28 protein-coding genes are annotated in these 24,501 nt (G+C 70.0%); 13 read left to right on the forward strand and 15 right to left on the reverse strand.

Annotated elements, in window-relative coordinates; genetic code table 11:
- Positions 1–8: 8 nt before the first annotated feature.
- Together BI335_RS09580 and dnaK are read right to left on the reverse strand one after the other, a co-directional pair.
- Complete coding sequence (locus BI335_RS09580) at positions 9–662, reverse strand: nucleotide exchange factor GrpE (RefSeq protein ID WP_229117644.1); 654 nt, start codon at positions 660–662, stop codon at positions 9–11.
- 106 nt (positions 663–768) lie between these two features.
- Positions 769–2,652, reverse strand: coding sequence for a molecular chaperone DnaK (dnaK, locus tag BI335_RS09585; protein WP_094404518.1), 1,884 nt, complete (start codon positions 2,650–2,652; stop codon positions 769–771).
- 330 nt (positions 2,653–2,982) lie between these two features.
- On the opposite strand from dnaK, the gene BI335_RS09590 reads away from it, so the two are divergent.
- Together BI335_RS09590 and BI335_RS09595 are read left to right on the forward strand one after the other, a co-directional pair.
- Positions 2,983–3,285: a hypothetical protein gene (locus BI335_RS09590; protein WP_094356585.1), complete on the forward strand. Its 303-nt coding sequence runs from the start codon at positions 2,983–2,985 to the stop codon at positions 3,283–3,285.
- Between the two features lie 9 nt (positions 3,286–3,294).
- A complete protein-coding gene (locus BI335_RS09595) occupies positions 3,295–3,693 on the forward strand; it encodes a RidA family protein (RefSeq protein ID WP_229119529.1) in 399 nt (132 codons plus the stop codon).
- Positions 3,694–3,722: 29 nt separating this feature from the next.
- Here BI335_RS09595 and BI335_RS09600 read toward each other — a convergent pair whose 3' ends face one another.
- Positions 3,723–4,841 carry a PLP-dependent cysteine synthase family protein gene (locus BI335_RS09600; RefSeq protein WP_458859441.1) on the reverse strand — a complete coding sequence of 373 codons (1,119 nt, stop codon included), beginning with the start codon at positions 4,839–4,841 and terminating at the stop codon, positions 3,723–3,725.
- A 61-nt stretch (positions 4,842–4,902) separates the two neighbouring features.
- Between BI335_RS09600 and BI335_RS09605 the strand changes: the two genes are divergently transcribed.
- Complete coding sequence (locus BI335_RS09605; RefSeq protein WP_094402640.1) at positions 4,903–5,670, forward strand: alpha/beta fold hydrolase; 768 nt, start codon at positions 4,903–4,905, stop codon at positions 5,668–5,670.
- On the opposite strand, the gene BI335_RS09610 is transcribed toward BI335_RS09605, so the two are convergent.
- The 5 genes from BI335_RS09610 to BI335_RS22370 form a co-directional block, all read right to left on the reverse strand.
- The gene (locus BI335_RS09610; RefSeq protein WP_094356588.1) at positions 5,663–6,175 is read right to left on the reverse strand and encodes a glycine cleavage system transcriptional repressor; all 513 of its coding nucleotides are present in this window, start codon (positions 6,173–6,175) and stop codon (positions 5,663–5,665) included. The two genes, BI335_RS09605 and BI335_RS09610, sit on opposite strands and share 8 nt — an antisense overlap.
- Positions 6,176–6,179: 4 nt before the next feature.
- Complete coding sequence (locus BI335_RS09615) at positions 6,180–7,721, reverse strand: AbgT family transporter (protein WP_094356589.1); 1,542 nt, start codon at positions 7,719–7,721, stop codon at positions 6,180–6,182.
- Positions 7,722–7,816: 95 nt separating this feature from the next.
- Positions 7,817–8,407, reverse strand: a complete 591-nt coding sequence (locus BI335_RS09620) for a methylated-DNA--[protein]-cysteine S-methyltransferase (RefSeq protein ID WP_094356590.1) — start codon at positions 8,405–8,407, stop codon at positions 7,817–7,819.
- On the reverse strand, positions 8,404–8,865 hold the full coding sequence (locus BI335_RS09625; RefSeq protein ID WP_229119530.1) for an RNA polymerase sigma factor: 462 nt from the start codon (positions 8,863–8,865) through the stop codon (positions 8,404–8,406). Before BI335_RS09625 ends, BI335_RS09620 begins: the two co-directional genes overlap by 4 nt.
- Position 8,866: 1 nt before the next feature.
- Positions 8,867–9,433 (reverse strand): methylated-DNA--[protein]-cysteine S-methyltransferase, encoded by a 567-nt coding sequence (locus BI335_RS22370; RefSeq protein WP_094356592.1) that lies wholly within the window; start codon positions 9,431–9,433, stop codon positions 8,867–8,869.
- Between the two features lie 77 nt (positions 9,434–9,510).
- On the opposite strand from BI335_RS22370, the gene BI335_RS09635 reads away from it, so the two are divergent.
- Positions 9,511–10,734, forward strand: coding sequence for an MFS transporter (locus BI335_RS09635; protein WP_094430576.1), 1,224 nt, complete (start codon positions 9,511–9,513; stop codon positions 10,732–10,734).
- Between the two features lie 301 nt (positions 10,735–11,035).
- Here BI335_RS09635 and BI335_RS09640 read toward each other — a convergent pair whose 3' ends face one another.
- Both BI335_RS09640 and BI335_RS09645 read right to left on the reverse strand, forming a co-directional pair.
- Positions 11,036–12,064, reverse strand: coding sequence for a C45 family autoproteolytic acyltransferase/hydolase (locus tag BI335_RS09640; protein ID WP_094430578.1), 1,029 nt, complete (start codon positions 12,062–12,064; stop codon positions 11,036–11,038).
- Entirely contained in the window at positions 12,061–12,531 is a 471-nt protein-coding gene (locus BI335_RS09645) for a YbaK/EbsC family protein (RefSeq protein ID WP_229118966.1), read from the reverse strand. The genes BI335_RS09640 and BI335_RS09645 overlap by 4 nt, the downstream gene beginning before the upstream one ends.
- A 68-nt stretch (positions 12,532–12,599) precedes the next feature.
- Between BI335_RS09645 and BI335_RS09650 the strand changes: the two genes are divergently transcribed.
- The 9 genes from BI335_RS09650 to BI335_RS09690 all read left to right on the forward strand — a co-directional run bounded on the left by BI335_RS09650 (position 12,600) and on the right by BI335_RS09690 (position 19,939).
- Complete coding sequence (locus BI335_RS09650; RefSeq protein WP_094356595.1) at positions 12,600–12,932, forward strand: hypothetical protein; 333 nt, start codon at positions 12,600–12,602, stop codon at positions 12,930–12,932.
- 61 nt (positions 12,933–12,993) lie between these two features.
- The gene (locus tag BI335_RS09655; protein WP_094404506.1) at positions 12,994–13,251 is read left to right on the forward strand and encodes a type II toxin-antitoxin system Phd/YefM family antitoxin; all 258 of its coding nucleotides are present in this window, start codon (positions 12,994–12,996) and stop codon (positions 13,249–13,251) included.
- Position 13,252: 1 nt separating this feature from the next.
- Positions 13,253–13,510, forward strand: coding sequence for a Txe/YoeB family addiction module toxin (locus BI335_RS09660; RefSeq protein ID WP_094430581.1), 258 nt, complete (start codon positions 13,253–13,255; stop codon positions 13,508–13,510).
- A gap of 58 nt (positions 13,511–13,568) precedes the next feature.
- The gene (locus BI335_RS09665; RefSeq protein ID WP_094356598.1) at positions 13,569–14,093 is read left to right on the forward strand and encodes a DoxX family protein; all 525 of its coding nucleotides are present in this window, start codon (positions 13,569–13,571) and stop codon (positions 14,091–14,093) included.
- A gap of 105 nt (positions 14,094–14,198) precedes the next feature.
- Positions 14,199–14,930: a response regulator transcription factor gene (locus BI335_RS09670; RefSeq protein WP_094356599.1), complete on the forward strand. Its 732-nt coding sequence runs from the start codon at positions 14,199–14,201 to the stop codon at positions 14,928–14,930.
- A 1-nt stretch (position 14,931) separates the two neighbouring features.
- A complete protein-coding gene (locus tag BI335_RS09675; protein ID WP_094430583.1) occupies positions 14,932–16,461 on the forward strand; it encodes a sensor histidine kinase in 1,530 nt (509 codons plus the stop codon).
- 31 nt (positions 16,462–16,492) lie between these two features.
- Entirely contained in the window at positions 16,493–17,152 is a 660-nt protein-coding gene (locus BI335_RS09680; RefSeq protein ID WP_094430585.1) for a CPBP family glutamic-type intramembrane protease, read from the forward strand.
- Positions 17,153–17,165: 13 nt separating this feature from the next.
- Positions 17,166–18,584, forward strand: a complete 1,419-nt coding sequence (locus BI335_RS09685; RefSeq protein WP_094430587.1) for a tryptophan-rich sensory protein — start codon at positions 17,166–17,168, stop codon at positions 18,582–18,584.
- A complete protein-coding gene (locus BI335_RS09690) occupies positions 18,581–19,939 on the forward strand; it encodes a cryptochrome/photolyase family protein (protein ID WP_094430589.1) in 1,359 nt (452 codons plus the stop codon). Before BI335_RS09685 ends, BI335_RS09690 begins: the two co-directional genes overlap by 4 nt.
- Before the next feature lie 14 nt (positions 19,940–19,953).
- Here BI335_RS09690 and tenA read toward each other — a convergent pair whose 3' ends face one another.
- The 5 genes from tenA to BI335_RS09715 are packed head-to-tail and all read right to left on the reverse strand — an operon-like array spanning position 19,954 to position 24,488.
- On the reverse strand, positions 19,954–20,616 hold the full coding sequence (gene tenA / locus BI335_RS09695; protein WP_094430591.1) for a thiaminase II: 663 nt from the start codon (positions 20,614–20,616) through the stop codon (positions 19,954–19,956).
- Positions 20,617–20,644: 28 nt separating this feature from the next.
- Positions 20,645–20,863 carry a hypothetical protein gene (locus tag BI335_RS09700; RefSeq protein ID WP_094430593.1) on the reverse strand — a complete coding sequence of 73 codons (219 nt, stop codon included), beginning with the start codon at positions 20,861–20,863 and terminating at the stop codon, positions 20,645–20,647.
- A gap of 42 nt (positions 20,864–20,905) precedes the next feature.
- A complete protein-coding gene (locus tag BI335_RS09705) occupies positions 20,906–21,727 on the reverse strand; it encodes an ECF transporter S component (protein ID WP_094430595.1) in 822 nt (273 codons plus the stop codon).
- Positions 21,724–23,352, reverse strand: a complete 1,629-nt coding sequence (locus BI335_RS09710) for an ABC transporter ATP-binding protein (protein ID WP_094430597.1) — start codon at positions 23,350–23,352, stop codon at positions 21,724–21,726. The genes BI335_RS09705 and BI335_RS09710 overlap by 4 nt, the downstream gene beginning before the upstream one ends.
- A complete protein-coding gene (locus BI335_RS09715; protein ID WP_141212307.1) occupies positions 23,349–24,488 on the reverse strand; it encodes an energy-coupling factor transporter transmembrane component T in 1,140 nt (379 codons plus the stop codon). Before BI335_RS09715 ends, BI335_RS09710 begins: the two co-directional genes overlap by 4 nt.
- Positions 24,489–24,501 lie beyond the last annotated feature (13 nt).

A 24,501-nucleotide genomic window follows, 5' to 3' on the forward strand; every position in this document is an offset into this window, starting at 1 on the left:
TATCGATGTCAGCCAGCGTTGGTGTCGCCACCCTCGGCGCCCGGTTCGGGTTCCCCGGTGGGCATCGCCACCGCGACCCGGGCGGGACGCAGTACGCGGCCGCGGAAGCGGTAGCCGACCTGCATCACGTCGAGCAGCGTCGGCTCACCGGCACCGGGCGTGGGCGCCTGCATCAGGGCGTCGTGCAGCTGCGGGTCGAAGGGCTCACCCTTGTCGCCGTAGACCTCGATGCCGTACTTGGCGGCGACCTTCTCCAGCTCCTCGGCGAGCAGCTTGAACCCGCCGCTGAGTTCCTCGTGCTGGCGGGCGGTGCGCAGATCGTCCAGCACCGGCAGCAGGTCGACCACGACGGCCTCGATGCCGGCCCCGCGGGCCTGGTCGCGGTCGCGGTCGACGCGCCGCTTGTAGTTCACGTATTCGGCCTGCAGCCGCTTCAGATCGTTGGTCCGCTCACCGAGCTGGGTCTCCAGTTCGGCGATCCGGGCGTCCTGCGCTCCGGTGCCGGTCTCCGCACCGTCGGCGGAGGCGTTGTCGGGGTACGCCTGGTCGGCCGCGCGGCGGGGGGTGCCCATCGGCTCCTGGGGCACCTGCTGCGCGGCGGCGGGGTCGAGATCGTCGCCGCTGGGGGCGCCCGGCTCGGTGTGTCCGTGCGATGGTTCCACGTTGTCTCCTGTGTTCTTCGTCAGCGTCGGCTCGGCGATGGCCGAAGTGGTGCGCAGCCGGCGGCACGATGGCCGCGAGGCCACCGTGCCGCCGGATGCGGTCAGCTCACTTCTTGTCGTTCTCGTCGTCCACGATCTCGGCGTCGACGACATCGTCGTCGCTGCCGGAACCGGACTCGGAGTCCGAACCGCTCTGCTCCTGCTGATCGCCACCGGCCTGCTGCTGCTCGGCCGCGGCCTGGGCGTACATCGCCTGACCCATCGCGGAGGCCTTGGTGTTCAGGTCCTCCATCGCGGCCTTCAGCTGGTCGGTGTCGGCGTTCTCGTTCTCGAGCAGCTCCTTGAGGCTCTTCAGCGAGTCCTGCACCGGGGTCTTCACGTCATCACCGAGCTTGTCACCGTTGTCGGTGAGCAGCTTCTCGGTGCGGAAGGCCAGCGAGTCGGCCTCGTTGCGGACGTCCACGGCCTCGCGGCGCTTGCGGTCCTCCTCGGCGTGCGACTCGGCGTCCTTGACCATCCGGTCGATGTCGTCCTTGTTCAGGGCCGACCCGCCGGTCACGGTCATCGACTGCTCCTTGCCGGTGGCCAGGTCCTTGGCGTTCACGTGCACGATGCCGTTGGCGTCGATGTCGAAGGTGACCTCGATCTGCGGCACGCCACGCGGCGCGGGCATGATGCCGGTCAGCGAGAAGTTGCCGAGGGACTTGTTGTCCTTCGCGAAGTCGCGCTCACCCTGGTAGACCTGGATCATCACCTCGGGCTGGTTGTCCTCGGCGGTGGTGAACACCTCGCTCGACTTGGTCGGGATCGTGGTGTTGCGCTCGATGATCTTGGTCATCACGCCGCCCTTGGTCTCGATACCGAGGCTCAGCGGGGTGACGTCGAGGAGCAGCACGTCCTTGACCTCGCCCTTCAGCACACCGGCCTGCAGGCTGGCGCCCAGGGCGACGACCTCGTCGGGGTTCACACCCTTGTTGGGCTCCTTGCCGCCGGTCAGCTCCTTGACGAGCTCGGCGACGGCGGGCATCCGGGTGGAGCCACCGACCAGCACGACGTGCTTGATGTCGCCGACGGAGATGCCGGCGTCCTTGATCACGGCGTTGAACGGGGCGCGGGTGCGCTCCAGCAGGTCGGAGGTCATCTTCTGGAACTCCGAGCGGGTCAGCTTCTCCTCCAGGTGCAGCGGACCCGACTCACCCAGGGTGATGTAGGGCAGGTTGATCGAGGTCTCCGAGGCGGAGGACAGCTCGATCTTCGCCTTCTCGGCGGCCTCGGCGAGGCGCTGCTTGGCGATCTTGTCCTTGCCCAGGTCGACGCCGTTCTTGTTCTTGAACTGGGTGATCAGCCACTCGACGATCCGGTTGTCCCAGTCGTCGCCACCGAGGCGGTTGTCACCGTTGGTGGCCTTCACCTCGAAGAACGACTTGCCGCCCTCGTGGCCGATGTCCAGCAGGGACACGTCGAAGGTGCCGCCACCGAGGTCGAAGACGAGCACCATCTGGTCGGAGTCGTCCTTGTCCAGGCCGTACGCCAGCGCGGCGGCGGTCGGCTCGTTGACGATCCGGTCGACGGTCAGCCCGGCGATCTCACCGGCCTCCTTGGTGGCCTGCCGCTCGGAATCGGAGAAGTACGCCGGAACGGTGATCACGGCGTTGGTGACGGGCTCACCCAGGTACGCCTCGGCGTCGCGCTTCAGCTTCATCAGCACACGGGCGCTGATCTCCTGGGCGGTGTACTTCTTGCCATCGATGTCGACGCTCCAGTCGGTGCCCATGTGGCGCTTGACGGAGCGGATGGTGCGGTCGACGTTGGTGACGGCCTGACGCTTGGCGACCTCGCCGACCAGGACCTCGCCGCCCTTGGCGAACGCGACGACCGACGGCGTGGTGCGCGCGCCCTCGGCATTGGGGATGACGGTGGGCTCGCCGCCCTCGAGGACGGCGACTACGGAGTTGGTGGTGCCCAGGTCGATGCCTACTGCACGAGCCATGTGTGTTTCCTCCAGTGCGGTGTTTCGATTTTTTGAGTCTTGGGGGCTCAACTCTGACATTGAGCCTTGCGCACTCAACTATGTCGAAGTCCTGCACGGGGATCAAGTCGAAGTTGAGTACATCTGACTCAACTCCGGGAAGGGTCGGGGTTATTCCCGACTCCTGAAATCCGCAACTACCGGGGCGCCGCCGAACGCTGGGACATGCACAAGCTGGATTCAACCGAGCGGTAATCCCAGTCCCACTGGGTTTGATCATGGAACCTCTGGACCACTGCATGTCCCAGCGCACGCGCACCACCGCTCGCTGCACCACTTAGTGTGGATCGCATGGAGTTGCCACCGACCAGGCACGGGGAGTGGACGGCGACGCACGTCTCCGGCGAGCACCTGCTCTACGGCCGTACCGGCGGTTGGCGGACCATCATCGCGCACCCGTCGGGCTGGCGGATCGAGCACTACGAGGCCCAGCGGGAGGCGTACCTCTTCACCCCCGACGATGCGGAGGTGGGCACACTGCGGGTGCCCAAGGGCGCCGGGATCCGGATCGACGACATGATCAGCTATGCCCGCGCCTGGATCGAATCCGAGGGATTGACCCGAGGACTCCCCCAGCTCGACCAACCGGGTTAGCGTTGCGCCATGCCGATCGAAGCCGTGATGCCGCCCGAGCTGCCCGAGGGCCCCGCCGTCAACAACAGCTACAGCTATGGCGTCCGCGCGGGAGACACGCTGCACGTCTCCGGCATGGTGTCCTTCGGTCCCGACGGGTCGATCGTCGGCGAGGGCGATGTCGAGGCGCAGCTCGAGCAGGCGCTGACCAACCTGCGGCACGTCGTCGAGGCGGCCGGCGGCACGATGGCCGATGTCGTCTCCACCACCACCTATCTGATCGACACCGGGGACGCCGCGAAGGCGTCCGCGGCCCGGGCCCGGCACTTCACCGGCCCGGTCAAGCCGACGCACACCGTGATCGGGGTGGCCGCGCTGGCACGGCCGGCCTTCCTGGTCGAGATCGCGGCCATCGCCTGGCTCGGCTGACCCCCGGTGGCTTCGACTCGCAAGCTCGCTCAGCCGGCGGGAGGGAGGGTACGCCGCAGTTCGGCGAGCCAGTCGTCGAGGTCCCAGCCCTGCTCGGCCACCCAGGCGTCGTCGAAGTAGGTGTTGGCGTATCGGTCCCCGGAGTCGCAGAGCAGCGTCACCACCGACCCCTGTTCGCCGCGTTCGCGCATCTCGGTGATGATCCGGGCGACGGCGACGATGTTGGTACCGGTCGAGGCGCCGACCCGGCGGCCGAGCCGCTCGGCCAGGAATCGGGCCCCGGCGACCGAGGCCTGGTCGGGCACCCGGATCATCCGATCCACCACCGTACCGACGAAACTCGGCTCGACCCGGGGTCGGCCGATCCCCTCGATCCGCGAGCCACGGTCGCAGGTCGCCGTCGGATCGCCCTCGACCCAGCCACCGAAGAAGGCGGAGTTCTCCACATCGGCCACGCAGAGCCGCGTCCCCATCCGACCCAGCCGCAGATAACGGCCCAGGGTCGCGCTGGTACCACCGGTGCCGGCGCCGACCACCACCCAGCTCGGGATCGGATGGGTCTCGGCGCCGAGCTGGCGGATGATCGATTCGGCGATGTTGTTGTTGCCGCGCCAGTCGGTGGCCCGCTCGGCGTAGGTGAACTGGTCCAGGAAGTGCCCGCCGTGCTCGCGCGCCAGGCGTACCGACTCGGTGACCATCTGATCGGCCCGGTCGACGAAATGGCAGCGGCCGCCTTCGCGCTCGATCAGCTCGATCTTCTGCCGGCTGGTACCGCGCGGGACGACGGCGACGAACTTCAACCCGAGCATCCGGGCGAAGTGCGCTTCGGAGACCGCGGTCGAGCCCGAGGACGCCTCCACCACCATCGTGTCGGGGCCGAGCCAGCCGTTCACCAGCGCGTAGAGGAACAGCGAGCGGGCCAACCGGTGCTTGAGGCTGCCGGTCGGGTGGGTGGATTCGTCCTTCAGATAGAGGTCGATCCCCCAGTCGGTGGGCAGTTCCAGCCGGATCAGATGGGTGTCGGCGGAGCGGCGGGCGTCCGCGTCGAGGCGGCGTACGCTCTCGGCCACCCAGTCCCGCAGGGCCGGGTCGCTGCGATCCACATCGGCGAGATCGGCGAGGCGGGTGGGGCTGGCATCGGCGGTCACGCCCGTCATTGTGCCCCAGTCCCTGCGGGAGCGTCGGGGTCGCGATGACACACTGGGCGTCATGACCACCCACGAGGAAGCGGGCTTCGGGCGATCGATCGTCTTCCTGCCGCCATTGGGTGGCACGGCCGCGTTCTTCGCCGATCAGCTCGCCGCCTTCGCCCCGGATCATCGCAGCATCGCGGTGACCCTCTCCGGCAACGGTGACGCCGGTCCGCTGGATGTGCCGGTGAGCGAGGTGGTGCGGACCCACGCGGCCGAGGTGGTACGCCTGCTGGAGCGGCTCGGCGTCCCGCGGGCGCACCTGGTCGGGGTCGGTTACGGGGGCGCGGTCGCCCAGCAGCTGGCGCTGGAACACCCCCAGCTGCTGCGATCGCTGATCCTGGCCGACACCTGGGCCGAGCTGACCCCGAACAATCCCGCCGATCATCTGATCGCCGCCGCCCTGCGGACCGCGCCGCTGACCTACAAGTTGCCCCGCAGCCTGCAGGTCGGGTCGGTGCTGAACAACTATCTGCGCTGGCCCGCGGTCGGTCAGCGGCTGGCCGAGCAGCTGCGGGATGCCGACCTGGCGAGCCTGGAGCTGCAGCATCGGGCGTACCTGCGGATCCGGTACGCCACCGCGATGCGTGGGGTGAATCTGCCGTCGCTGGTGCTGGCCGGGGACCAGGCGCGGCATCTGGTGGGGTTGGGCCGCCAGCTCGCGGCGCAGATCCCCGATGCCCGGTTCGAGACGATCGCCGGCAGCATCGAGCCGTCGAATCTGGTGCAGCCGGAGCTGTTCAACGAGGCGGTACGCCGGTTCGTGACCCCCCTGGAGGTCAGCTGAGGTCGAGGTCGACCATCAGCTCGTTGGCGATCGACTCCAGCGCCTCGGCCAGCAGCCGGCGATCCACCTCGGCCGGGCCGACCAGCCGGGCGCGGGCCTCGAAGAGCTGGCCACCGAACTCGGGGGCGTCGCGGACATCGGTCTCGAGCTGTTCGATGCTGACACCCTGGGCGGCCAGCACCGAGGAGATCTGGTGCACGATGCCGGGCCGGTCGTTGCCGAGCAGGTGCAGTTCCAGCAGCGCGGTCGACTCCTCGGCCTCGCCATCGGTGCGCGACATCGTGACCTCGAGCAACCCCTGATGACCCAGCGACCGCAGTTCCTGGGTGAGCGGGTCGACCTTCTCATCGCTGATCTCGACCAGCACGATGCCGGCGAATTTGCCGCCGAGGCGGGCCATCTCACTGGTGTGCCAGCTGCCACCGCAATCGGTCACCGCCTGCGCCAGCGCGCTCACCAGTCCGGGACGGTCGTCGCCGACCAGGGTCAACACCACGCTTGCCATGGGCTCAGCCTAGGCCGAAGGGGATCCCCAGACCGAACCAGATCATGAAGAAGATGATCCAGACCACCCACACCACGGCGGCGATCGGAATGGTGAAGGAGGCCAGCGTGCCGATCCCGGCGGAGCGGCGGTACTGCTGCATGAAACCGAGCGCCATCACGAAATAGGGGCTCATCGGGGTGACGCAGTTGGTCACCGAGTCGGCGATCCGATACATCGCCTGGGTGGTGGCGGGGTCGATGCCGAGCAGCATCAGCATCGGCACGAAGATCGGCGCGGCCAGCGACCACATCGCCGAACCGGAGGTGATGATGAAGTTCATCACCGAGATGATCATGGCGATCAGCAGCAGGATCAGCCAGGCGGGCATGTTCGCGTTGTCGAGCACCCGGGCGCCGGAGATCGCGATCACCTCACCGATCCCGGACCACTTGAAGTAGGCCAGGAACTGGCTGATCGCGAAGAACAGCACCAGGATCGGCGCCAGCTGCGCGATGCCCTTGGCCATCGCCTGCACGACCTGGGAGAGCTTGGTGAACTCCTTGGCGACGAAGCCGTAGACGACACCGATCAGGGTGAAGAAGATGCCCAGCAGCAGCGCCATCCCGCTGAACACCGGTGAGCTGGTGATCGAACCGCCCTTGCCGCGGAAGGCGGAGTTCTGCGGGATCATGATCACCACGATCAGTGCGATGAACGCCGCCCCGGCGACCGCCGACCAGATCAGTCCGCGGCGCTGGATCGGGGTGATCTGCAGGGATTCGCGGGAGACCTCCGCGATCCCGTGGTCGGTGTCCTCGGCGAGATCGGGCCGTTTGGCCAGCACCAGTTCGACGACCGCGGTGATCGTCAGTGCCACCACGAAGGAGGAGGCCAGCCCGAACCAGTAGTTGGCCAGCGGGGTGACCAGCACGCTCGGGTCGATGGTCTGCGCGGCGGCGGTGGTGATCCCCGACAGCAGCACGTCGGTGGTGGTGATCGACGGGGAGGCGTCGTAACCGGCCGAGATCGAGACGAAGGCGACGACCGCACCGAGGATCGGGGAGCGGCCGGCGGCGCGGAAGACCATCGCACCGAGCGGGATCAGCGCGACATAGGCGGAGTCCCCGGCGACGTGGCCGATCATCGCGGTCATCGCCAGCGCGAAGGTGAGGTAGCGGGCCGGCACCTTGGTCACGGTGTTGCGCAGCAGGGTGTCGATCAGCCCGGAGTGCTGGGCCACCGCGATGCCCAGCATGGTGGTCAGAATCGTTGCCAGGGGTGGAAAATTGGCGTAGTTGGTGACCGCCTTGCCGACCATCTCCTGCACGCCCTCGGCGGTGAGCAGGCTCTTCACCGCGATCACCTTGCCGGTGGCCGGATGGTGCACTTGGACGCCGGCGGCGGCCAGCGCGGCGCTCAGCACCATGGTGAACAGCGCGAGGATCGCGAACAACCAGAATGGGTGCGGCAGCTTGTTGCCGACCCGCTCGATGGCCTCGAAGCTCCTGATGGCGGCCTGCAGTCCACGGGAGGTGGATGGCTCCGCGGTGCGCTGTGTCGACATGGAACGGGACCGTAGTCCTCCCCCGCGCGCGAATGGAACCCGTCTCCATCCCTTGATACTTCGATGGTAGGAATCTCACCCGCGTTCACCGACGCTCACCGACGCGGGTGGGCGGCCTCCATTTCCAGCAGGTACGCCTTGGCCTCGGCCCCGCCGCGATAGGCCCCCGTGCCGCCGTCCGAGCGGACCACCCGGTGGCAGGGCAGCAGCAGCGGCAACGGGTTGGTGGCGCAGGCGGTACCGACGGCGCGCACCGCCCGCGGCCGACCTGTGTCGGCGGCCAGTTCGGCGTACGAAACCGTTGCGCCATAGGGGATTCCGGCGAGCGCCCGGACCACTTCGGCACGGTAACCGCGGGTCAGTCGCAGGTCCAGTGGCACCCGCGGCTCGTCGTGCCGGCCGGTGAAGTAGTGGTCCAGCCGGTATGCCGCGGCGTCCAGGCGGCGCGGGCCGTGCAGGGTGCGCGGTGAGATCCGCTCGGCGAGTTCGGCGAGCACCGCGTCGTGGCCCTCGATCGCGAACCCGACCCGCACCACACCCTGCTCGGTGGCCGCCAGCAGCAGCTGACCGATCGGTGAGTCGACGGTCCGCCAGGCGATGTCGATCAGCCCGGCACCCTCGGCGCGGGCGGTGAACCGCTCGGTGAGGGCGGCCAGCCGCTCCGTCTCCTCCTGCTCGGTGGTCACAGTTCATCCTTTCGTCGGCGCAGGGAGCGCATCCCGTCGGCGGCGGCCCGCCGGACCGCCTCCGGGGTGGCGCCGACCAGGGCCGCGGTCTCGGTGTGGGAGAACCCCAGCAGGTAGTGGTGGGTGATCGCCTGCCGCTGCTTCGGCGGCAGCTCGGCGACCAGACCCCACACCGGTTCCGGAGGTGCCGGGTTTCCCTGTCCGGACGGGGTTTCCGGGAGCTGGTCGGTGGGCAGGACGCGGCGCCTGCGGATCAGGTCGAGGCAGCGGCGCCGGGCAATGGTGACCAGCCAGGCCTCGACGTTGGCGTCCTCGGCCAGCTCCGGCCAGCCGCGCAGGGCGGAGAGGAACGTCTCCGACCAGGCGTCGTCGGCGTCCGCGGCGGGCAGCACCGCGCGACAGACCCGGAGCACGGTCCGGCCGTGCTCGCGGACCACCTGGTCGAACGGTGCCCGCACGTCACGCCTGGCTGAAGGTGGGTGCCTCATCGAAGGCGTCGCCGAAGAGTGAGCCGGGCAGCGCTCCCTCCCGCTCCAGCAGCCAGACCTTGCGGTCCACGCCACCGGCGTACCCGGTCAGGCTGCCGTCGGCTCCGACCACCCGATGACAGGGCACGATCACCGAGATCGGGTTGTGTCCGACCGCCTGGCCGACGAGTTGGGCATTGCGCACGCCGACCCGTGCGGCCAGCGCCCCGTAGGAGGTGGTCTCGCCGTAGGGGATCTGCAGCAGCTCGGCCCAGATCTGTTGCTGGAAGGCGTTTCCGCGCAGCTCGATCGGCACGGTGAACGCTTGCCGCGTGCCCGCGGCGTACTCCGACAGCTCGGCCCGGACCTGTTCGATCACCCCGTCGGGGGCGCTCGGTTCCCCCCAGGCTCGCCGGTCGGGATTGGTCCAGTGGCCGGGGAAGTAGATGCCGACCACCTGCTCCGCGCCGCCCGCACCCCCTGCACCGTCTGTACCGTCCACGCGGTCGGCCACGACGGTCAACGCGCCCAGGGTGGTGTCGATTTCTGCGTATCGCATGATTCCTCCTCACCCCGGAGTCGCACCGGCCACCGGATCCGTGAGGTCCATCCTGCCGCAGGTGATAGGACAGGGAGGTGCCGACTCCGCCCGCCGACCCGTTCCCCGGACACCTCCCGGGCGATCCGGCGTACCGGCGGATCGCGGTCTGCCTGTTCCTTGCCGGATTGGCGACCTTCGCGCTGCTCTATGCCCCGCAGCCGTTGCTGCCGCAGTTGTCACAGCGGTTCGCGGTGAGCGCGGCGACGGCGACGTTGAGCGTCTCGGTGACCACCCTCGGGTTGGGGGTGGCGTTGCTGCTGGCCGGCCCGGCGACGGAGGTGCTGGGGCGTACGCCGCTGATGCACGCGTCGCTGTTCGCCTCCAGCCTGGTCGGCCTGGCCTGTGCATTCGCGCCGAACTGGGAGCTGCTGCTGGTGCTGCGCGGCCTGCAAGGGTTGACCCTGGCGGGGTTGCCGGCGGTCGCGACGGCGTACCTGCGGGAGGAGGTGCATCCCACCGCGGCGGCCCGGGCGACCGGCCTCTACATCGGCGGTACCGCGCTGGGCGGGATGAGCGGGCGGTTGATCGGCGGCGTGGTCGGCGATCTGGTCGGTTGGCGCGGTGCGTTCGCCGCGATCGGTTCACTCGGGTTGATCTGTGCGGTGGTGGCGTTCCTGCTGCTGCCCCGCTCGCGGAACTTCATCCCGGTACCAGCGCGGGCCGGTGAGGTGCTGCGGACCGCCCGCCGGGTCCTCTCGGATCCCGCATTGCTCGCCCTGTATGGGATTTCGGGGTGCCTGATGGGTGGGTTCGTCGCGGTCTACAACACCATGGGGTTCCGGTTGGCGGCACCACCGTTCGTGCTGCCGCTCGCGCTCGCCTCGCTGATCTTCGTCACCTATGCGGTCGGGTCCTTCGCGAGCTCGTACGCCGGGTCGCTGGCCGATCGGCACGGGCAGCGGGTGGTGGTGCCGTTGGCGATCCTGGTGGGGTTGTTGGGGTTGGCGATCACGCTGCCGTCCTCGCTGGTCGCGGTGCTGATCGGGTTGACCGTTTTCACCGCGGGCTTCTTCGCCGCGCACGGGGTGGCCAGCGGCTGGGTGGCGGCCCGGGCGGCACTGGGCGGTGGCGGTACCGGGCAGGCGGCCTCGCTCTATCTGTTCGCCTACTACCTGGGGTCCTCGGTCTTCGGTTCCCTCTCCGGAATCGCCTGGACCCGCGCCCACTGGACCGGCGTGGCCGCCATGGTCGGCGCCCTCTGGTTGGTCGCCCTCGTCCTCAGCCTGCTGCTGCGCCGCATCCCCCGCCTCCGCCCCTGACATCCGCCACCCCGTTCATCGCGCAGGTCGCACCGCGAGGGCCTTCCCCATGTTCATCGAGTAGGTCGCGCAGCGACCGTGTCGAGATGAACCCCGCACCCTTCTGAACCGGTCGGGGCATCGTCCTTCGGTCCGAGCATGGTGTGCCATGCCCCAACCGAACTCCCATGCCCCGACCACAGGCGCGCGGCCCCCCACGTTGGTTGAGCGAGGAGCGCAGCGACGAGTCGAAACCAAGCCCCCAGAAAGCTCGCTCAGCCGACGTGGCAAGTCATCACCGATCCGTCGGACCGACGCACAGTCAGTCGATGTGGCGGGTACCCGCGTCGATCAGCTGGTCGATCCCCTTCGTGACCGCCCGGCGCGGCGACCGCCCGGGGACCAGGGTCAGGTTCGGCGGCATCGCGGCACAGTCCAGCACCATCGTGCCCAGGGTCTCGGGGCCACGGAACACCCCTCTCGGCATCGATCTGCGGGCGAGCTGCTGGACACACCACTTGACCGGATCGGAATCCGGTCGCGTCCAAGCCGACGCGGTCTTCGCGCGGATCAGGCTGTTCTCCGCGGGCTGATCCAATCCGTCGAGGGCGCGCAGGTGGTTGGTGTGCCAGCTGACCCCCGGTTCGGCCGGCAACTCGGCGTACTGTCCGGCGACCGCCTCGACCCCGACATACTCACCGGTCCGCCAGTCGGTCAACGCATAGTGGAAGCCACCGGCCGACGGGTTGTCCCGCAGATATTCCAATGCACCGGACAGCGACGAGCAGTCGGCCAGTCCGCGGGCCACGAAGTGCCGCCCCGGGGCCAGCGCGGGCTGGATGACGGTGATCGAATCGCAGCCGTACGCCAGGCTGAGTTCGTTGACCACGAACGAGTTCGACGGCAGCATCCCCGGCGTCCAGAACACCCAGATCGCCGCCCGACCCTCGATGCCCAGGGTGAGTGGAACACAGTCGAACTCCGGCGGCCCGTCCTCGTTGTGGGCGACCACCAAGCCCCGCTCACCGCGTACCGCCACATCGGTGCAGCCGCGCGGATCAGACCCGAGATCCCCACGCAGGTTGAGAATTTCGAGATCGGCCAGGGGTACGCCCGCCCCCTCGGCCAGCGCGCGCAGCTCGGCGTGCGCAGGCGTACGCCGGGACGCGGCCAGCACCCCGGTGAAGTGCGGCGATCGCTCCGCCCGCTCCCGCAGCGCGCGCATCGACGGAGCCGCCAGCACCGCTCGGATCCGCTCGGCACCGGCCCGGCCGAGCTCGGCGAACGCGGTCTCGGTCTCCCCGCGCACGATGAACCAGTCCAGCCCGGCCAACCGCTGCTGCTTGATCATGCGATCTCGGCCACCTCGCCGCCGGTCAGCACGATCAGCTCCTCGAAGCTCATCGGCAGCATCCCGTGCGGGATCCCGCCACCGGACCAGATCTCGGGGTAGCCGCGCAGCTCGGTGTCGATCAGGGTGCGGATCGGCCGCGGGTGCCCCACCGGTGCCACCCCACCGATCACCTGACCGGTGTGGGTGCGCACGAACGCGGCGTCCGCCCTGCCGATCGGCTCCCCGATCAGCGCCGCCACCTTGTCGGTGTCCACCCGGTGGGCGCCGCTGGTCATCACCAGCAGCGGCGCCCCGGACTCGGTCCGGAAGATCAACGAGTTCGCGATCGCACCGACCTCGACACCCAGCAGTTCCGCGGCCGCGCGGGCCGTCGGGGCCGCATCGGGCAGCACCACCACCCGCCCGGCGAAGCCCTTTCCGGCGACGACCTCGTTGACCCGCTCGACGCTGGGATGCATCGTCATGAGAATCCTCTCGGAAAAACTGCTGCTAGCGTGGGCCGCCTTGTCCGACCCGTAGCCCTGAGAGTGCCATGCAGATCTATGAACACACCACCGAGATCGCCGTCGAACCGGAGCGCCTGTTCGCCCGGCTCAACGATGTCGACGCGCTGACGGCGTACATGCCACGCCACGCCGCGCTGGCGGAATCGGTGAGCGATGCCTGGTTGCGGGTCGAAGAGCCCGACTGCACGCTCAGCTGGGGTTCGGACCAGCACTACCCCGGCAGCCTCGACGTGCTGCCCACCGGAACCGGGCACAGCCAGCTGGTGGTCCGGGTGAGCGCCGACAGCGACGTCACCGCCCAACTGCTGGTCGCGGTGGAGGCCCTGCGGACCCGTGCCGAGGAGTCCCAGGCCGCCTGACAAACGGAACCATTGCAGCCCGTCCCGCACCGACGTACAGTTTTCTGTACAGGGGGTTGACATGAAGACCATGAGCTACAGCGAGTCGCGGGCGCGCTATGCCGAGGTGCTTGACGGCGTCACCAATGACCGTGAAGAGGTGGTGATCACCCGCGCCGGCCACGAACCGGTGGTGATCGTCTCGCTGGCGGACTACGAGGCGTTGCGTGAAACGGCGTATCTGATGCGTTCCCCGGCGAATGCACGCAGGCTCCTCGATGCCATGGAACGCTTGGAATCCGGACGCGGAGAAAGGCACGACCCGGTCGAGGCGGACTGAGGTGCTGCTCGTCTGGGACGAGAACGCCTGGGGTGACTACCTGTGGTGGCAGGCCCAGGACCGCAAGGTGCTGAAACGGATCAACCTGCTGCTGAGCGACATTCAGCGAAACGGCATCGACGGAATCGGAAAGCCCGAACCGCTCCGTCATGACTTCGCCGGGTACTGGTCGCGCCGCATCACCGACGAACATCGACTGGTCCACAAGGTCACCGACGGCGAGGTGAGGATCGCCGCCTGCCGCTATCACTACGGCTGACCACACTCAGGTCGTGTGGCGGCTCGCACCCCGCCAGCCTGACCCTTAGGGTATTTCCATGGCCACCTTCATCCATGTGCTGCGGGACCTCGCGCTGCTGATCGCCCGCGTGGCATTCGGCGCCCTGCTGGTCTTCCGCGGCTGGCGCCGCTGGACCGGTGAGGGCGGCATGCAGTCCCAGATCGACTATCTGGCGCAGTTCCAGACCCCGCAGCCGGAGATCCTGGCCTGGGGCGGGACGCTGCTGGAGATCATCGGCGGGCTGTTCCTGATCTTCGGTCTGCTCACCCCGCTGGTCGGCCTGGCGATCGTGGTGCAGCAGGTGATGGTGATCCTGTGGACCCGCTACTTCCGCGGCCCCTGGCTGGAGAACGGCGGGTACGAATACAACGTCGTGCAGGCCGCGCTGGCCCTGCTGCTCGCCGTCTTCGGCGCGGGCCGGGCGGCCATCGACCAGCTCTTCAAGCGCCCCAGGGACCGCGACGACGATGACGACGCCCTCCCGCTGGGGCGTACGCCGCAGCCGACCGGCAGCACCGCGGTCAACTCGCGCACCCGGGTCGACGACAACGACCCGGCCTGACCCTTCGACTCGTCGCTGCGCTCCTCGCTCAGGGTGCGTGGAGGTCACAGGATTCACACAGCCAACACATAGCCGGGCAGCATCGCGCGGTGTCACAGTGGAACCATGGCACGTACCGAAGAACCCGCGCTGACCCGGCCGGACGGTTCCCCGATCCGGGTCCTGACCGTGGACGACGAGCAGTCGCTGACCGAACTGCTGTCGATGGCGATGCGTTACGAGGGCTGGGAGGTGGCCACCGCCGCCTCCGGCAACGAGGCCGTCAAGGTCGCCCGTGAGGTACGCCCGGACGCGATCGTGCTGGACATGATGCTGCCCGACTTCGACGGGCTCGAGGTGATGCGCCGGATCCGCACCGAGCAGCCCGAGGTGCCGGTGATCTTCCTGACCGCCAAGGATGCGGTCTCCGATCGGGTCGGCGGGCTGACCGCCGGCGGTGACGACTATGTCACCAAGCCGTTCTCGCTGGAGGAGGTGATCGCCCGGTTGCGTGGCCTGCTGCGCCGCTCGGGTGCCTCGCTGCTGCGCTCGGACTCCCAGCTGGTCGTCGGCGATCTCACCCTGGACGAGGATTCCCACGAGGTCACCCGCGGCGGTGACGACATCCAGCTCACCGCCACCGAGTTCGAACTGCTGCGCTATCTGATGCGCAACCCGCGCCGGGTGCTGTCCAAGGCCCAGATCCTGGACCGGGTCTGGAACTACGACTTCGGCGGCCAGGCCAACGTGGTCGAGCTCTACATCTCCTATCTCCGCAAGAAGATCGACGCCGACCGGGCGCCGATGATCCACACCATGCGCGGCGCCGGGTACGTGCTCCGGCCCGCCGCGGGCTGACATGCCCGAATTCCTGCCAGCCGACGACGGCCGACCGGGCGTACCGGCCGAACCGCCGCACCCCGGCGGGCTGGCACCGATCGCCCCGCTCGGCCCCGGCACCCTCGGCCGCCGGTTGGTGGTCCGGATGGCCGCCCTGGTGGCGGTGGTCGCGGTCGTGCTGTCCACGCTGACCACGCTCTCCACCCGGCAGACCCTGGAACGCAGTGTGGATCGCCAGCTCGAAACCGCCTTCTCCCGCCAGGACAAATACCCCAAGGGCGGCATCAGCGGCAGCCGGCCCGCACCCCCGCTCACCCTCTCCCCCTCGCTGCCGATCGGCACCATCGTGATGGTCAGCGACGGGAAGAACTTCGCCGCCAACATGCGCGTCGACCGCAACACCCCCGAGGACACGGGCAACTCACTCAGCGATCCGGACACCCGGAAGCTGCTTTCCCTGCCACCGAACGGAAAACACGTCAGCGTCCGGCTCCCCCAGTCCGGTCACTACCGGGCACTGGCGGTGAACCGCGACGGCCTCACCTATCTCGTCGCCCTGCCGCTGGCCGAGCTGGACAAGACGATCGCCGAGATGATCATCTTCGAGCTGATCCTCTCGCTGCTGGCCATCGGGTTGTCGATCCTGGTCGTGCGCACCGTGGTGATCCGCAGCCTGAAACCGCTGAACCGGCTCGCCGGCACCGCCCAGCAGGTCTCCCAGCTGGAGCTGTCCCGCGGCGAGGTCGAGCTGCCGGTCCGGGTCAGCCCCACCGACGCCGACCCGGCCAACGAGGTCGGTCAGGTCGGCTGGGCGTTCAACCACATGCTCGGCAACGTCGAGGGTGCGCTCGCCTCCCGGCAGGCATCGGAGACGAAGGTGCGCCAGTTCGTCGCCGACGCCTCCCACGAACTGCGCAATCCGCTCGCGGCGATCCGCGGGTACGCCGAACTGACCCGCCGGCACCGCGACCAGGTGCCGACCGACACCGCCTTCGCGATGGCCCGGGTCGAATCCGAGGCGGAGCGGATGTCGCGGCTGGTCGAGGACATGCTGCTGCTCGCCCGGATGGACTCCAATCCGAACCTGCAGCTGGAACCGGTGAACCTCAACGATCTGCTGCTGAACGCGATCTCCGACGCCCAGGCCGCCAACTCGGCGTACGACTGGGGAGTCGACCTGCCGGAACCGCCGGTGATCGCCCGCGCCGACCGGCACCGGCTGCACCAGGTGGTGGCCAATCTGCTGGCGAACGCGCGCAAGCACACCCCGGAGGGCACCGTGGTCACCGTCGGTACCCGGCTGCAGGGCGATCAGGCGGTGATCACCGTCGCCGACAACGGGCCCGGCATCCCACCGCAGATCATCGACCACGTCTTCGAGCGGTTCACCCGCGCCGATGTGGCCCGGACCCGCTCGGGCACCTCGAAGGACTCCACCGGACTGGGCCTGGCGATCGTGCAGGCGGTGATGGAGGCCCATCGGGGCAGCGCGTCGGTCGAATCCGAGCCCGGGCGGACCGTCTTCACCCTGCGGTTGCCGGCCGCCTGAGCACCCGGCACCGGTGTGCCAGACTGGTTCGATGCCATCCCGGTCGCTCAGCGACGCACCCCCTCGGCTGACCGGCTTCCGGATCGCCGTCGCGGTGATCGGGGTGCTCGGGATCGCGGCCAGCGGGTGGGTGCTGCGGCTGCCGGTCACCGACACCCGCTTCTTCCCCGCCACCGCCGTCCTCGGCCTGATCTGGCTCGGCGGCGCCCTGCTCGCCGTCCGGGTCGGCGGGCAGCGGATTCCGCTCGGCGGACGCGATGCCCGCGCGCTCGGACTCGGAATCGGCGCCGGTCTGGCGCTGCTGACGCTCTTCGTGCTCGGCGCGCTGATCGTCTCCCGGTTGCCGCTGCTCCGCGACCCCGTGCTGGCGCTGATCGGGCACGCCGGGCAGGGGGCGCTGCCGGTGGCGATCATCGCCACCGCGGTCAACGGCATCGCCGAGGAATGCTATTTCCGCGGGGCGCTCTACCAGGCCCTGCCCACCCGCACCGCGATCCTCGGCAGCACCGCGGGGTACGCACTGGGTGCGGCGGCCAGCGGCATCGTCCTGCTGGTGCTGGCCGCACTGCTGCTGGGTCTGCTCACCGCCCTGCTGCGACACCGCACCGGGGGCATCGCCGCCCCGGTGCTCGCCCACGTGATCTGGTCGCTGGGCATGCTGCTCCTGCTGCCGATGCTGCTCACCAACTGACCCAGGAGGCTCGATGAACGACACCGCAGGCCCGCGTACCGCGTTCGTCACCGGCGCGAGTGGCTCGATCGGCAGCAAGCTGATCGCGACCCTGCTGGACCGCGGCTGGCAGGTCCGGGCGCTGACCCGGGACCGCGGGCACCTGGCTCGGTTCGACTGGTCCGATGCGGTGCAGATCGTCCAGGGCGAGGTCACCGACACCGACCGGCTCACCGAGGGGATGCGGGGCGCCGACGCGGCCTGGTACCTGTTGCACTCGATGGGTGAGGGTGCCGACTTCGTGGCCAAGGAGCGGGCCAGCGCCGACAGCTTCGCCACCGCCGCCCGGGCCGCCGGGGTGGAACGGATCGTCTACCTGGGCGGGTTGCATCCCGACGGCGTGGAGCTCTCCGAACATCTCGGTTCCCGGGTGCTGGTCGGTGACATCCTGCTGGCGAGCGGGGTGCCGACCGCGGCCCTGCAGGCGGGGCCGGTGCTGGGTGAGGGCTCGGCCTCCTTCGACATGTTGCGTCAGCTGTCCGAGCGGTTGCCGGCCGCGATCGCGCCCGACTGGTTGAAGAACCGGACCCAGCCGATCGCCATCGATGACGCGCTGCACTATCTGACCGCCGCGGCCGAGCTGCCGCCCGCGGTGAACCGACGCTTCGACATCGGCGGCCCCGAACCGCTCAGTTTCGCGGAGATGATGAAGCGGTACGCCCGGGCCGTCGGCCTGGGTTCGCGGGGCGTGCTGATCCTGCCGATCACCACCCCCGGGCTCGCCGCCCGCTGGATCGGACTGGTCACCAGTACGCCCGCGGCGCTGGCCACCCCGCTGATCGGCAGCCTGCTGCACGACAGCATCGTCACCGAGCGGGACCTGGACGAGCTGGTCGGGCCGCCGCCGGGTGGCCACACCGGTTTCGAGGAGGCGATCCGGCGCGCCACCGCCGGTCTCGACACGCGCCGCTGGCGGCGTACCATCGCCGCCACCGCCGCCGCCTGCACCGCCACCGCCGTCGTCGGCGCGCTCGCCACCACCCCGGCGGTGCGCTGGTTCCGCGGCCTGGACCGGCCGAGCTGGCAGCCGCCGGACAGCGCCTTCGGGCCGGTCTGGACGCTGCTCTATGCCGACCTGGCCGCGATGTCCGCGCTGACGATCGCCGAAGCGGCCGAGTCGGATCCCGACCGGGCCCGTGCCCTGTGGCGGGCGCTGGCGGTCAACCTGGTGCTGAACGCCGGCTGGAGTGTGGTCTTCTGGCGGTTCCGGCGGCTGCCGCTGGCCGCGCTCTGGGCGGCAGCGCTGACCGCCAGTTCGGCCGACCTGACCCGCCGGATCGGCGAGCGGAACACCGCCCGCGGGTTGCTGCTCGCGCCCTATCCGCTCTGGTGCGGTTTCGCCACCGCGCTGTCCACCGCGATCGCCCGCCGGAACCGGAACGAGGACCGATGACGAATCTGCTCTGGCTGCGCCGGGATCTGCGTCGCCACGACCATCCGGCGCTGGCCGCGGCCGCCGACGGGGCCGATGTGGTCGCCCTGTTCGTGCTCGACCCGGGGTTGCTGGCCGGGGCCGGTGCGGCGCGGCGGGCCTGGCTGGCCGCCACGCTGCGGGCCACCGCTGCGGCGTACCAGGGAAAACTCGTGCTGCGGATCGGCGACCCGCGCGCGGTGGTCCCGGCTGTGGCGGCCGAGGCCGGTGCGGTCGCGGTGCATGTGTCGGCCGAGACCACCCCGACCGGGCGGCGACGCGACGCGGCGGTCCAACGGCGGCTGGCCGATACCGGGGTGGACTGGGTGGAGACCGGCTCGCCGTATGCGGTCACCCCGCCCCGGGTGGTGAACAAGCAGGGCGAGGGTTACAAGGTGTTCACGCCGTTCTCCAAGGCCTGGCTGGATCACGGTTGGCGGGCGCCGGCGGCCGATCCGGACCGGTTGCGGTTGCGAGAGCTGCCGAGCGACCCGGCGGCCGAGCAGTGGCTGGAGCAGGCGCTGACCGAGGGCCCGCAGGAGCTGCCGCCGGCCGGTGAGGAGGCCGCGCTGGATCGCTGGGCGGAGTTCCTCGACGAGGAGTTGACCGACTACGACGGTGGCCGGGATCTGCTCGCCGAGGATGCCACCTCGCGGCTGTCCCCCTATCTGAAGCTCGGCGTGATCCATCCCCGGACCCTGCTCGCCGATCTGGCCGGGCGGAGTGGTGAGGGCGTGCAGCGCTATCGGACCGAGCTGTGCTGGCGCGAGTTCTATGCCGATGTGTTGTGGCGCGACCCGGACAGCCTCTGGCACGACCTGCGCCCGGAGCTGGCGACGATGGAATACGACCACGACGAGCAGCTGGTGCAGCGCTGGCGCGAGGGGCAGACCGGTTTCCCGGTCGTGGACGCGGCGATGCGGCAGCTGCTGGCGACCGGCTGGATGCACAACCGGGCCCGGATGATCACCGCCAGCTTCCTCTGCAAGGACCTGCACGAGTGGTGGCCGATCGGTGCCCGGCACTTCCTCGACCACCTGATCGACGGCGATGTCGCCTCCAACAACCACGGCTGGCAGTGGGCCGCGGGCACCGGTACCGACGCGGCCCCCTATTTCCGGGTGTTCAACCCGATCAGCCAGGGGCAGAAGTTCGATCCGAGGGGTGACTATGTACGCCGCTGGGTGCCGGAACTGCGGCACCTGAACGGGGCGAGCGTGCACACCCCCTGGGATGCCGCCGACGGCTATGCACACGGCTATCCGGAGCCGATCGTCGACCATGCCGCCGAGCGCAAGGAGGCGCTGGCCCGGTACCAGACCGCGCGCGGCAACTGACCCTCAGCCGGTGTTCAGACCGGCCAGGTCTCCTGCCGGTAGGCACCGTCCCAGAACATCCACTCGTAGCGCGAGGTGGTGGTGAAGTGCTGCCGCATCCGCTCCAGCTCGACCGGCGAGGCGGTCGCGCCGACGGTGTCGGTCTCGGTGAGCACCGCGTCGACGATCTGCCGGAATTCCTCGCCGGCATAGAGATCGATCCACGCCTGGTAGAGCGGATCGGGTGAGCCGGCGGCCACCAGCGCCTCCCCCACCCGGGCATAGATCCAGTAGCAGGGCAGCACGGCGGCGACCGCCTCGGCGTAGGAGCCGGTGTGCACGATCGCGGTCAGATAGCTGACGTAGGCCTGGGTGGCCGGGCTGGGTGGGCCGAGCCGGGCCGGGTCGACGCCGAGTTCGCCCAGGAGGGATTCGTGCAGCTCGCGTTCGGCGGCGATGGCGCCGGCGGCGTGTTCGGCGAACATCACGGTGGCCTCCGGCCGCGGCGCCCGCGCCGCGCAGCCGGCGAGCGCTGCGGCGTACCCCCGCAGATAGAGGGCGTCCTGGACGATGTAGTGCCCGAACGCCTCCCGGGGCAGGCTGCCGTCGCTCAGCCCGGTGAGGAACGGATGGTCGAGGATCGCGGCATAGATGGTCTCGATGTCGGACCAGAGCACATCACGGGTACGCGTGGTCATGGGAGCCACGCTAGGCGGTGGCACCGGATCAGCGCAGACCGGGGGGCAGCTGCACATCCGCTCTCAACAACTCGATCTGTGCGAGTTCGCCACTGGCTCCGAAAGTGACCGAACCGATCACGTTTCCATCCGAATCACTCAAGCGATACTGCTTGGCCTCACGCCCCAGGATGCTTGCATTGAAAGTGATTGCTGCCGTGTTCATGTCGCTGTCATCGTCGACAATCACGGCCAGTGTCTTACGCATGATTCCCCCTATTGAGCATCCGGACCGCGACCAAACGGCCAATCAGTTCCGGCCCTCGAACTCACCGACCGCGCCGAAGGCGGCCTTGCGGGAGACCCGGGCGAAGGCGCGCAGCAGCGGCCGGCCGAAGGCGAGCACCAGCAGCGCCGAGACGATGCCGCGCGGCAGATCCCAACCGAGCGAGGTGACCACCCAGAACCGGGCGTACCGGACCGCATTGCTGGCCAGATCGTCACCGGGGCGGAAGGTGAGCGCCGATTCGAAGTTCGCGAACGGCCAGAACCACATGTTCATCACGATCCCGTACGCCAGCCCGGCGACCAGCGCAGCGAGCGCCAGCCAGCCGATCTGCAGTCGGGTCGGTTCGTCGCGGCGGCGGCCCGGCAGCAGCCCGCCGAAGGCCCCGACCCAGGCGTTGGCGAACATCTGGAACGGCAGCCAGGGCCCGATCCCGCCGGTGATCAACCCGCCGGCGAACATCCCCAACGCGCCCAGCACGAAACCGAAACCCGGCCCGAAGGCGTACCCGGCGAGCAGCAGCACGAAGAAGCCCGGTTCCAACCCGGCGGTGCCCGGGCTGATCGCGCGCAGCCCGGCGATCACCGCGGTGAGCATGCCGAGCAGGGCGACGACCTTGGCGTCCATGCCGCCCTCGGCGACCTGGGCGAGCACCACCCCGGCCAGCAGCGGCAGGATCAGCACGAACAGCCAGGGCGCGTCCTTGGAGTGCGAGATGGCCCGCGCGCCGGTCTGCTCGATCGGTACCACCAGTGGCCAGGTGAACGCCAGCAGGCCGACCACCGAGGCGGCGATCAGCACCGCCAGGCTGCGCGGGCCGACCGGGATGATCGAGCGGGGGCTCATGCCAGCGCCCCTTCCAGCTGGCGCACGGTCAGCAGCGGTACCGGGGCGAGCACCTTGGCGACCTGCGGCGCGAACATCGGCGACCCGGTGACCACGCTCGCGCTCGGCCCGTCGGCGACGACCTCGCCCTCGGCGAGCACCACCACCCGGTGCGCGAGTTCGGCGGCCAGTTCGACGTCGTGGGTGGACAGCACCACCCCGTGCCCGGCCGCGGTCAGCGCGGCGAGCTGATCGGTGAGCCGCTGCTTGGCGCCGTAGTCCAGCCCGCGGGTCGGCTCATCGAGCAGCAGCAGCGGCGGCGCACCGGTGAGCACGACCGCCAGCGCGAGGCACATCCGCTGCCCCTCCGACAGATCCCGGGGATGCCGGTCCCCGGGCACGTCGGGGGCGAGTTCGGCGAGCCGGGCGGCACAGGTTCCGGCGGGTACGCCGAAGTCGGCGTCTGCGTTGCGGCACTCCTCGGCGACCGATCCGGCATAGAGCAGATCACCCGGATCCTGCGGTACCAGGCCGACGCGGCGGACCAGTTCGGCGGGCTTGAGCCGGGCCGGATCGGCACCGCCGACGGACAGCTCCCCTGAGGTCCTGGTGACCAGGCCGGCGAGCGCGCCGAGCAGGGTGGATTTGCCGGCTCCGTTGCGGCCCATCAGCGCCACCACCTCACCGGGGCGCACGCTGAAATCCACCCCGGTGAGCGCCAGGACCGGCCCGGGGTGGCGGACCACCAACCGTTTCGTCTCGGCCAACCCACGTGCCCCGAGTAGGCCGCCCGCGGCCGTGTCGAGGGGTACCGCTCGATCGCTCAGCTCGCGGCGCAGACCGGCGGCGCGGCGGCGGGCGTCGCGGACGCTGATCGGCAGCGGATCCCAGTGCAGCAGCCGGCCGAGCCGGACCACCGGCGGCGCCACCGCCGCGGTCCTCATCACCTCGGCCGGCGGGCCGTCGGCGATCAGGGTGCCACCGGCCAGCTCGACGACCCGGTCGGCGTACTGCACCACCCGTTCCAGTCGGTGCTCGGCCATCAGCACCGTCATCCCGAGGTCGTGCACCAGCCGCTGGATCGCGGCGAGCACCTCCTCGGCGGCCTGCGGGTCGAGCGCGGAGGTGGGTTCGTCGAGGACCAGCACCTGCGGGTGCGCGGTCAGCGCGGCACCGATCGCGACCCGCTGCCGCTGCCCGCCGGACAGCGTGGTCAGTGCCCGCTGCCGCAGGTCAGCCAGGCCGAGCAGGTCGAGGGTCTCCTCGACCCGGATCCGCATCACCGCGGGCGCGACCCCGAGGGATTCCATCGAGTACGCCAGCTCGTCCTCGACGGTGTCGGTGACGAAGGAGGCCAGCGGGTCCTGGGCGACCATGCCGACCACATCGGCCAGATCCCGGGGCCGCCAGTCGCGGGTGCTGCGGCCGGCGACGGTCACCTCGCCGGTGAGCAGGCCACCGGAGAAATGCGGTACCAGGCCGTTGACGGCCCGCAGCAGGGTCGACTTGCCCGACCCGGTACGCCCGATCAGCAGCACCAGCTCGCCCTCGTCGACCGCCAGGTCGACATCGTGCAGGGGCGGCTCGGCGTACTCCCCCGAGCTGCTGGCCGGATAGCGGACCCCGACCCGGTCGAAGCGGATCATGCGGCGACCTCCGCGGCGGGTTCGGGCCGCGGGGTGGCGACGGGTTCGGCGGCCACCGGCTGCCGCGGCGAGACGATCGCCGGCAGCAGGGCCACCAGGATCGCCACCAGCGGCAACGGTTCCAGGGTCGGCAGCGAGAGCGCGCTCGGCTGCTTCAGACCGCCGACGCCGTTCATCGAGCACCAGACGAGTACGCCCGCGGGGATCAGCCCGCAGGCCGCGACCAGCCACTCCGGCAGCGCCCAGGGATCCGGCCGGTAGCGGCTGCGGACCGCGCGCCGCCGACCCAGGATCAGCGCGCCGACGAGCAGGCCCATGCCGAGCAGCAGGATCAGCACCGCGCTGATACCGGGCAGGGAGGCCGACAGCATTCCGTAGAGGCCGACGGTCACCCCGGCCAGGCCGGCCAGCGAGACCGCGCTGGTGGTGATCCGGGCGGTGCGGGAGAGGTGCCGGGTCCGCCCGAAACCGCGGGATTCCATCGCCGCAGCCAGCTCGACGCAGCGGTCCAGGGCGCCCTCCAGCACCGGCAGCATGGTGGTCCGGAAGATCGAGCGGAGGCGTACCCGCTGACCGCGCAACCGGCGGGCGGCGTGCACCCGACGGGCGTCGGCGACCAGCTGCGGGGCGAAGGTGAGCGCGACGACGCAGGCCACCTGCACCTCATAGAGCGCGCCGGGCAGCAACCGGAGCAGCCGCAGCGGGGAGGCGAGCGCGTTGGCGGCGCCGATGCAGATCAGCATCACCCCGAGCTGGCCGCCCTCGTAGAGCGCGCTGAGCACGGCCTCCCAGCTGACCACGCCGCCGATCTTGATGCCGCGGACCGCATCCGGCAGCGGCAGTTCGGGCAGGGTGACCAGCACATGGCTGCCCTGGCTGTAGGTGCCGAGCACCGACTGCAGCACCACCCGGATCGCGATGACCACCAGGGCGACCTTGACGAAGACCGCATAGGACCGCGCCCAGGGTGCATCGGAGCGGCGGGCGGCCACGACGAAGCCGGCGACCGCGGCGATCAGCAACAGCAGGATCGGGTTCAGCGTCCGGCTGGCCGCGATCGCCAGGCCCGCCGCCCACAGCCACCAGGCGCCCGGGTTGAGGGCGCGCGGGTTGCGTGGTGAGTCGGCGGGCCGCATCGGAATTGCCCGG

Source organism: Enemella evansiae (assembly GCF_002250705.1).
Taxonomy (GTDB): Bacteria; Actinomycetota; Actinomycetes; order Propionibacteriales; family Propionibacteriaceae; genus Enemella; species Enemella evansiae.

Excerpts from the sequence above, each read along its gene's own strand:
- dnaK (WP_094404518.1), bottom strand. The coding sequence starts at position 2,652 with ATGGCTCGTGCAGTAGGCATCGACCTGGGCACCACCAACTCCGTAGTC.
- BI335_RS09590 (WP_094356585.1), top strand. The coding sequence starts at position 2,983 with ATGGAGTTGCCACCGACCAGGCACGGGGAGTGGACGGCGACGCACGTC.
- BI335_RS09595 (WP_229119529.1), top strand. The coding sequence starts at position 3,295 with ATGCCGATCGAAGCCGTGATGCCGCCCGAGCTGCCCGAGGGCCCCGCC.
- BI335_RS09605 (WP_094402640.1), top strand. The coding sequence starts at position 4,903 with ATGACCACCCACGAGGAAGCGGGCTTCGGGCGATCGATCGTCTTCCTG.
- BI335_RS09610 (WP_094356588.1), bottom strand. The coding sequence starts at position 6,175 with ATGGCAAGCGTGGTGTTGACCCTGGTCGGCGACGACCGTCCCGGACTG.
- BI335_RS09615 (WP_094356589.1), bottom strand. The coding sequence starts at position 7,721 with ATGTCGACACAGCGCACCGCGGAGCCATCCACCTCCCGTGGACTGCAG.
- BI335_RS22370 (WP_094356592.1), bottom strand. The coding sequence starts at position 9,433 with ATGCGATACGCAGAAATCGACACCACCCTGGGCGCGTTGACCGTCGTG.
- BI335_RS09640 (WP_094430578.1), bottom strand. The coding sequence starts at position 12,064 with ATGATCAAGCAGCAGCGGTTGGCCGGGCTGGACTGGTTCATCGTGCGC.
- BI335_RS09645 (WP_229118966.1), bottom strand. The coding sequence starts at position 12,531 with ATGACGATGCATCCCAGCGTCGAGCGGGTCAACGAGGTCGTCGCCGGA.
- BI335_RS09650 (WP_094356595.1), top strand. The coding sequence starts at position 12,600 with ATGCAGATCTATGAACACACCACCGAGATCGCCGTCGAACCGGAGCGC.
- BI335_RS09655 (WP_094404506.1), top strand. The coding sequence starts at position 12,994 with ATGAAGACCATGAGCTACAGCGAGTCGCGGGCGCGCTATGCCGAGGTG.
- BI335_RS09665 (WP_094356598.1), top strand. The coding sequence starts at position 13,569 with ATGGCCACCTTCATCCATGTGCTGCGGGACCTCGCGCTGCTGATCGCC.
- BI335_RS09670 (WP_094356599.1), top strand. The coding sequence starts at position 14,199 with ATGGCACGTACCGAAGAACCCGCGCTGACCCGGCCGGACGGTTCCCCG.
- BI335_RS09675 (WP_094430583.1), top strand. The coding sequence starts at position 14,932 with ATGCCCGAATTCCTGCCAGCCGACGACGGCCGACCGGGCGTACCGGCC.
- BI335_RS09680 (WP_094430585.1), top strand. The coding sequence starts at position 16,493 with ATGCCATCCCGGTCGCTCAGCGACGCACCCCCTCGGCTGACCGGCTTC.
- BI335_RS09685 (WP_094430587.1), top strand. The coding sequence starts at position 17,166 with ATGAACGACACCGCAGGCCCGCGTACCGCGTTCGTCACCGGCGCGAGT.
- BI335_RS09690 (WP_094430589.1), top strand. The coding sequence starts at position 18,581 with ATGACGAATCTGCTCTGGCTGCGCCGGGATCTGCGTCGCCACGACCAT.
- tenA (WP_094430591.1), bottom strand. The coding sequence starts at position 20,616 with ATGACCACGCGTACCCGTGATGTGCTCTGGTCCGACATCGAGACCATC.
- BI335_RS09700 (WP_094430593.1), bottom strand. The coding sequence starts at position 20,863 with ATGCGTAAGACACTGGCCGTGATTGTCGACGATGACAGCGACATGAAC.
- BI335_RS09705 (WP_094430595.1), bottom strand. The coding sequence starts at position 21,727 with ATGAGCCCCCGCTCGATCATCCCGGTCGGCCCGCGCAGCCTGGCGGTG.
- BI335_RS09710 (WP_094430597.1), bottom strand. The coding sequence starts at position 23,352 with ATGATCCGCTTCGACCGGGTCGGGGTCCGCTATCCGGCCAGCAGCTCG.
- BI335_RS09715 (WP_141212307.1), bottom strand. The coding sequence starts at position 24,488 with ATGCGGCCCGCCGACTCACCACGCAACCCGCGCGCCCTCAACCCGGGC.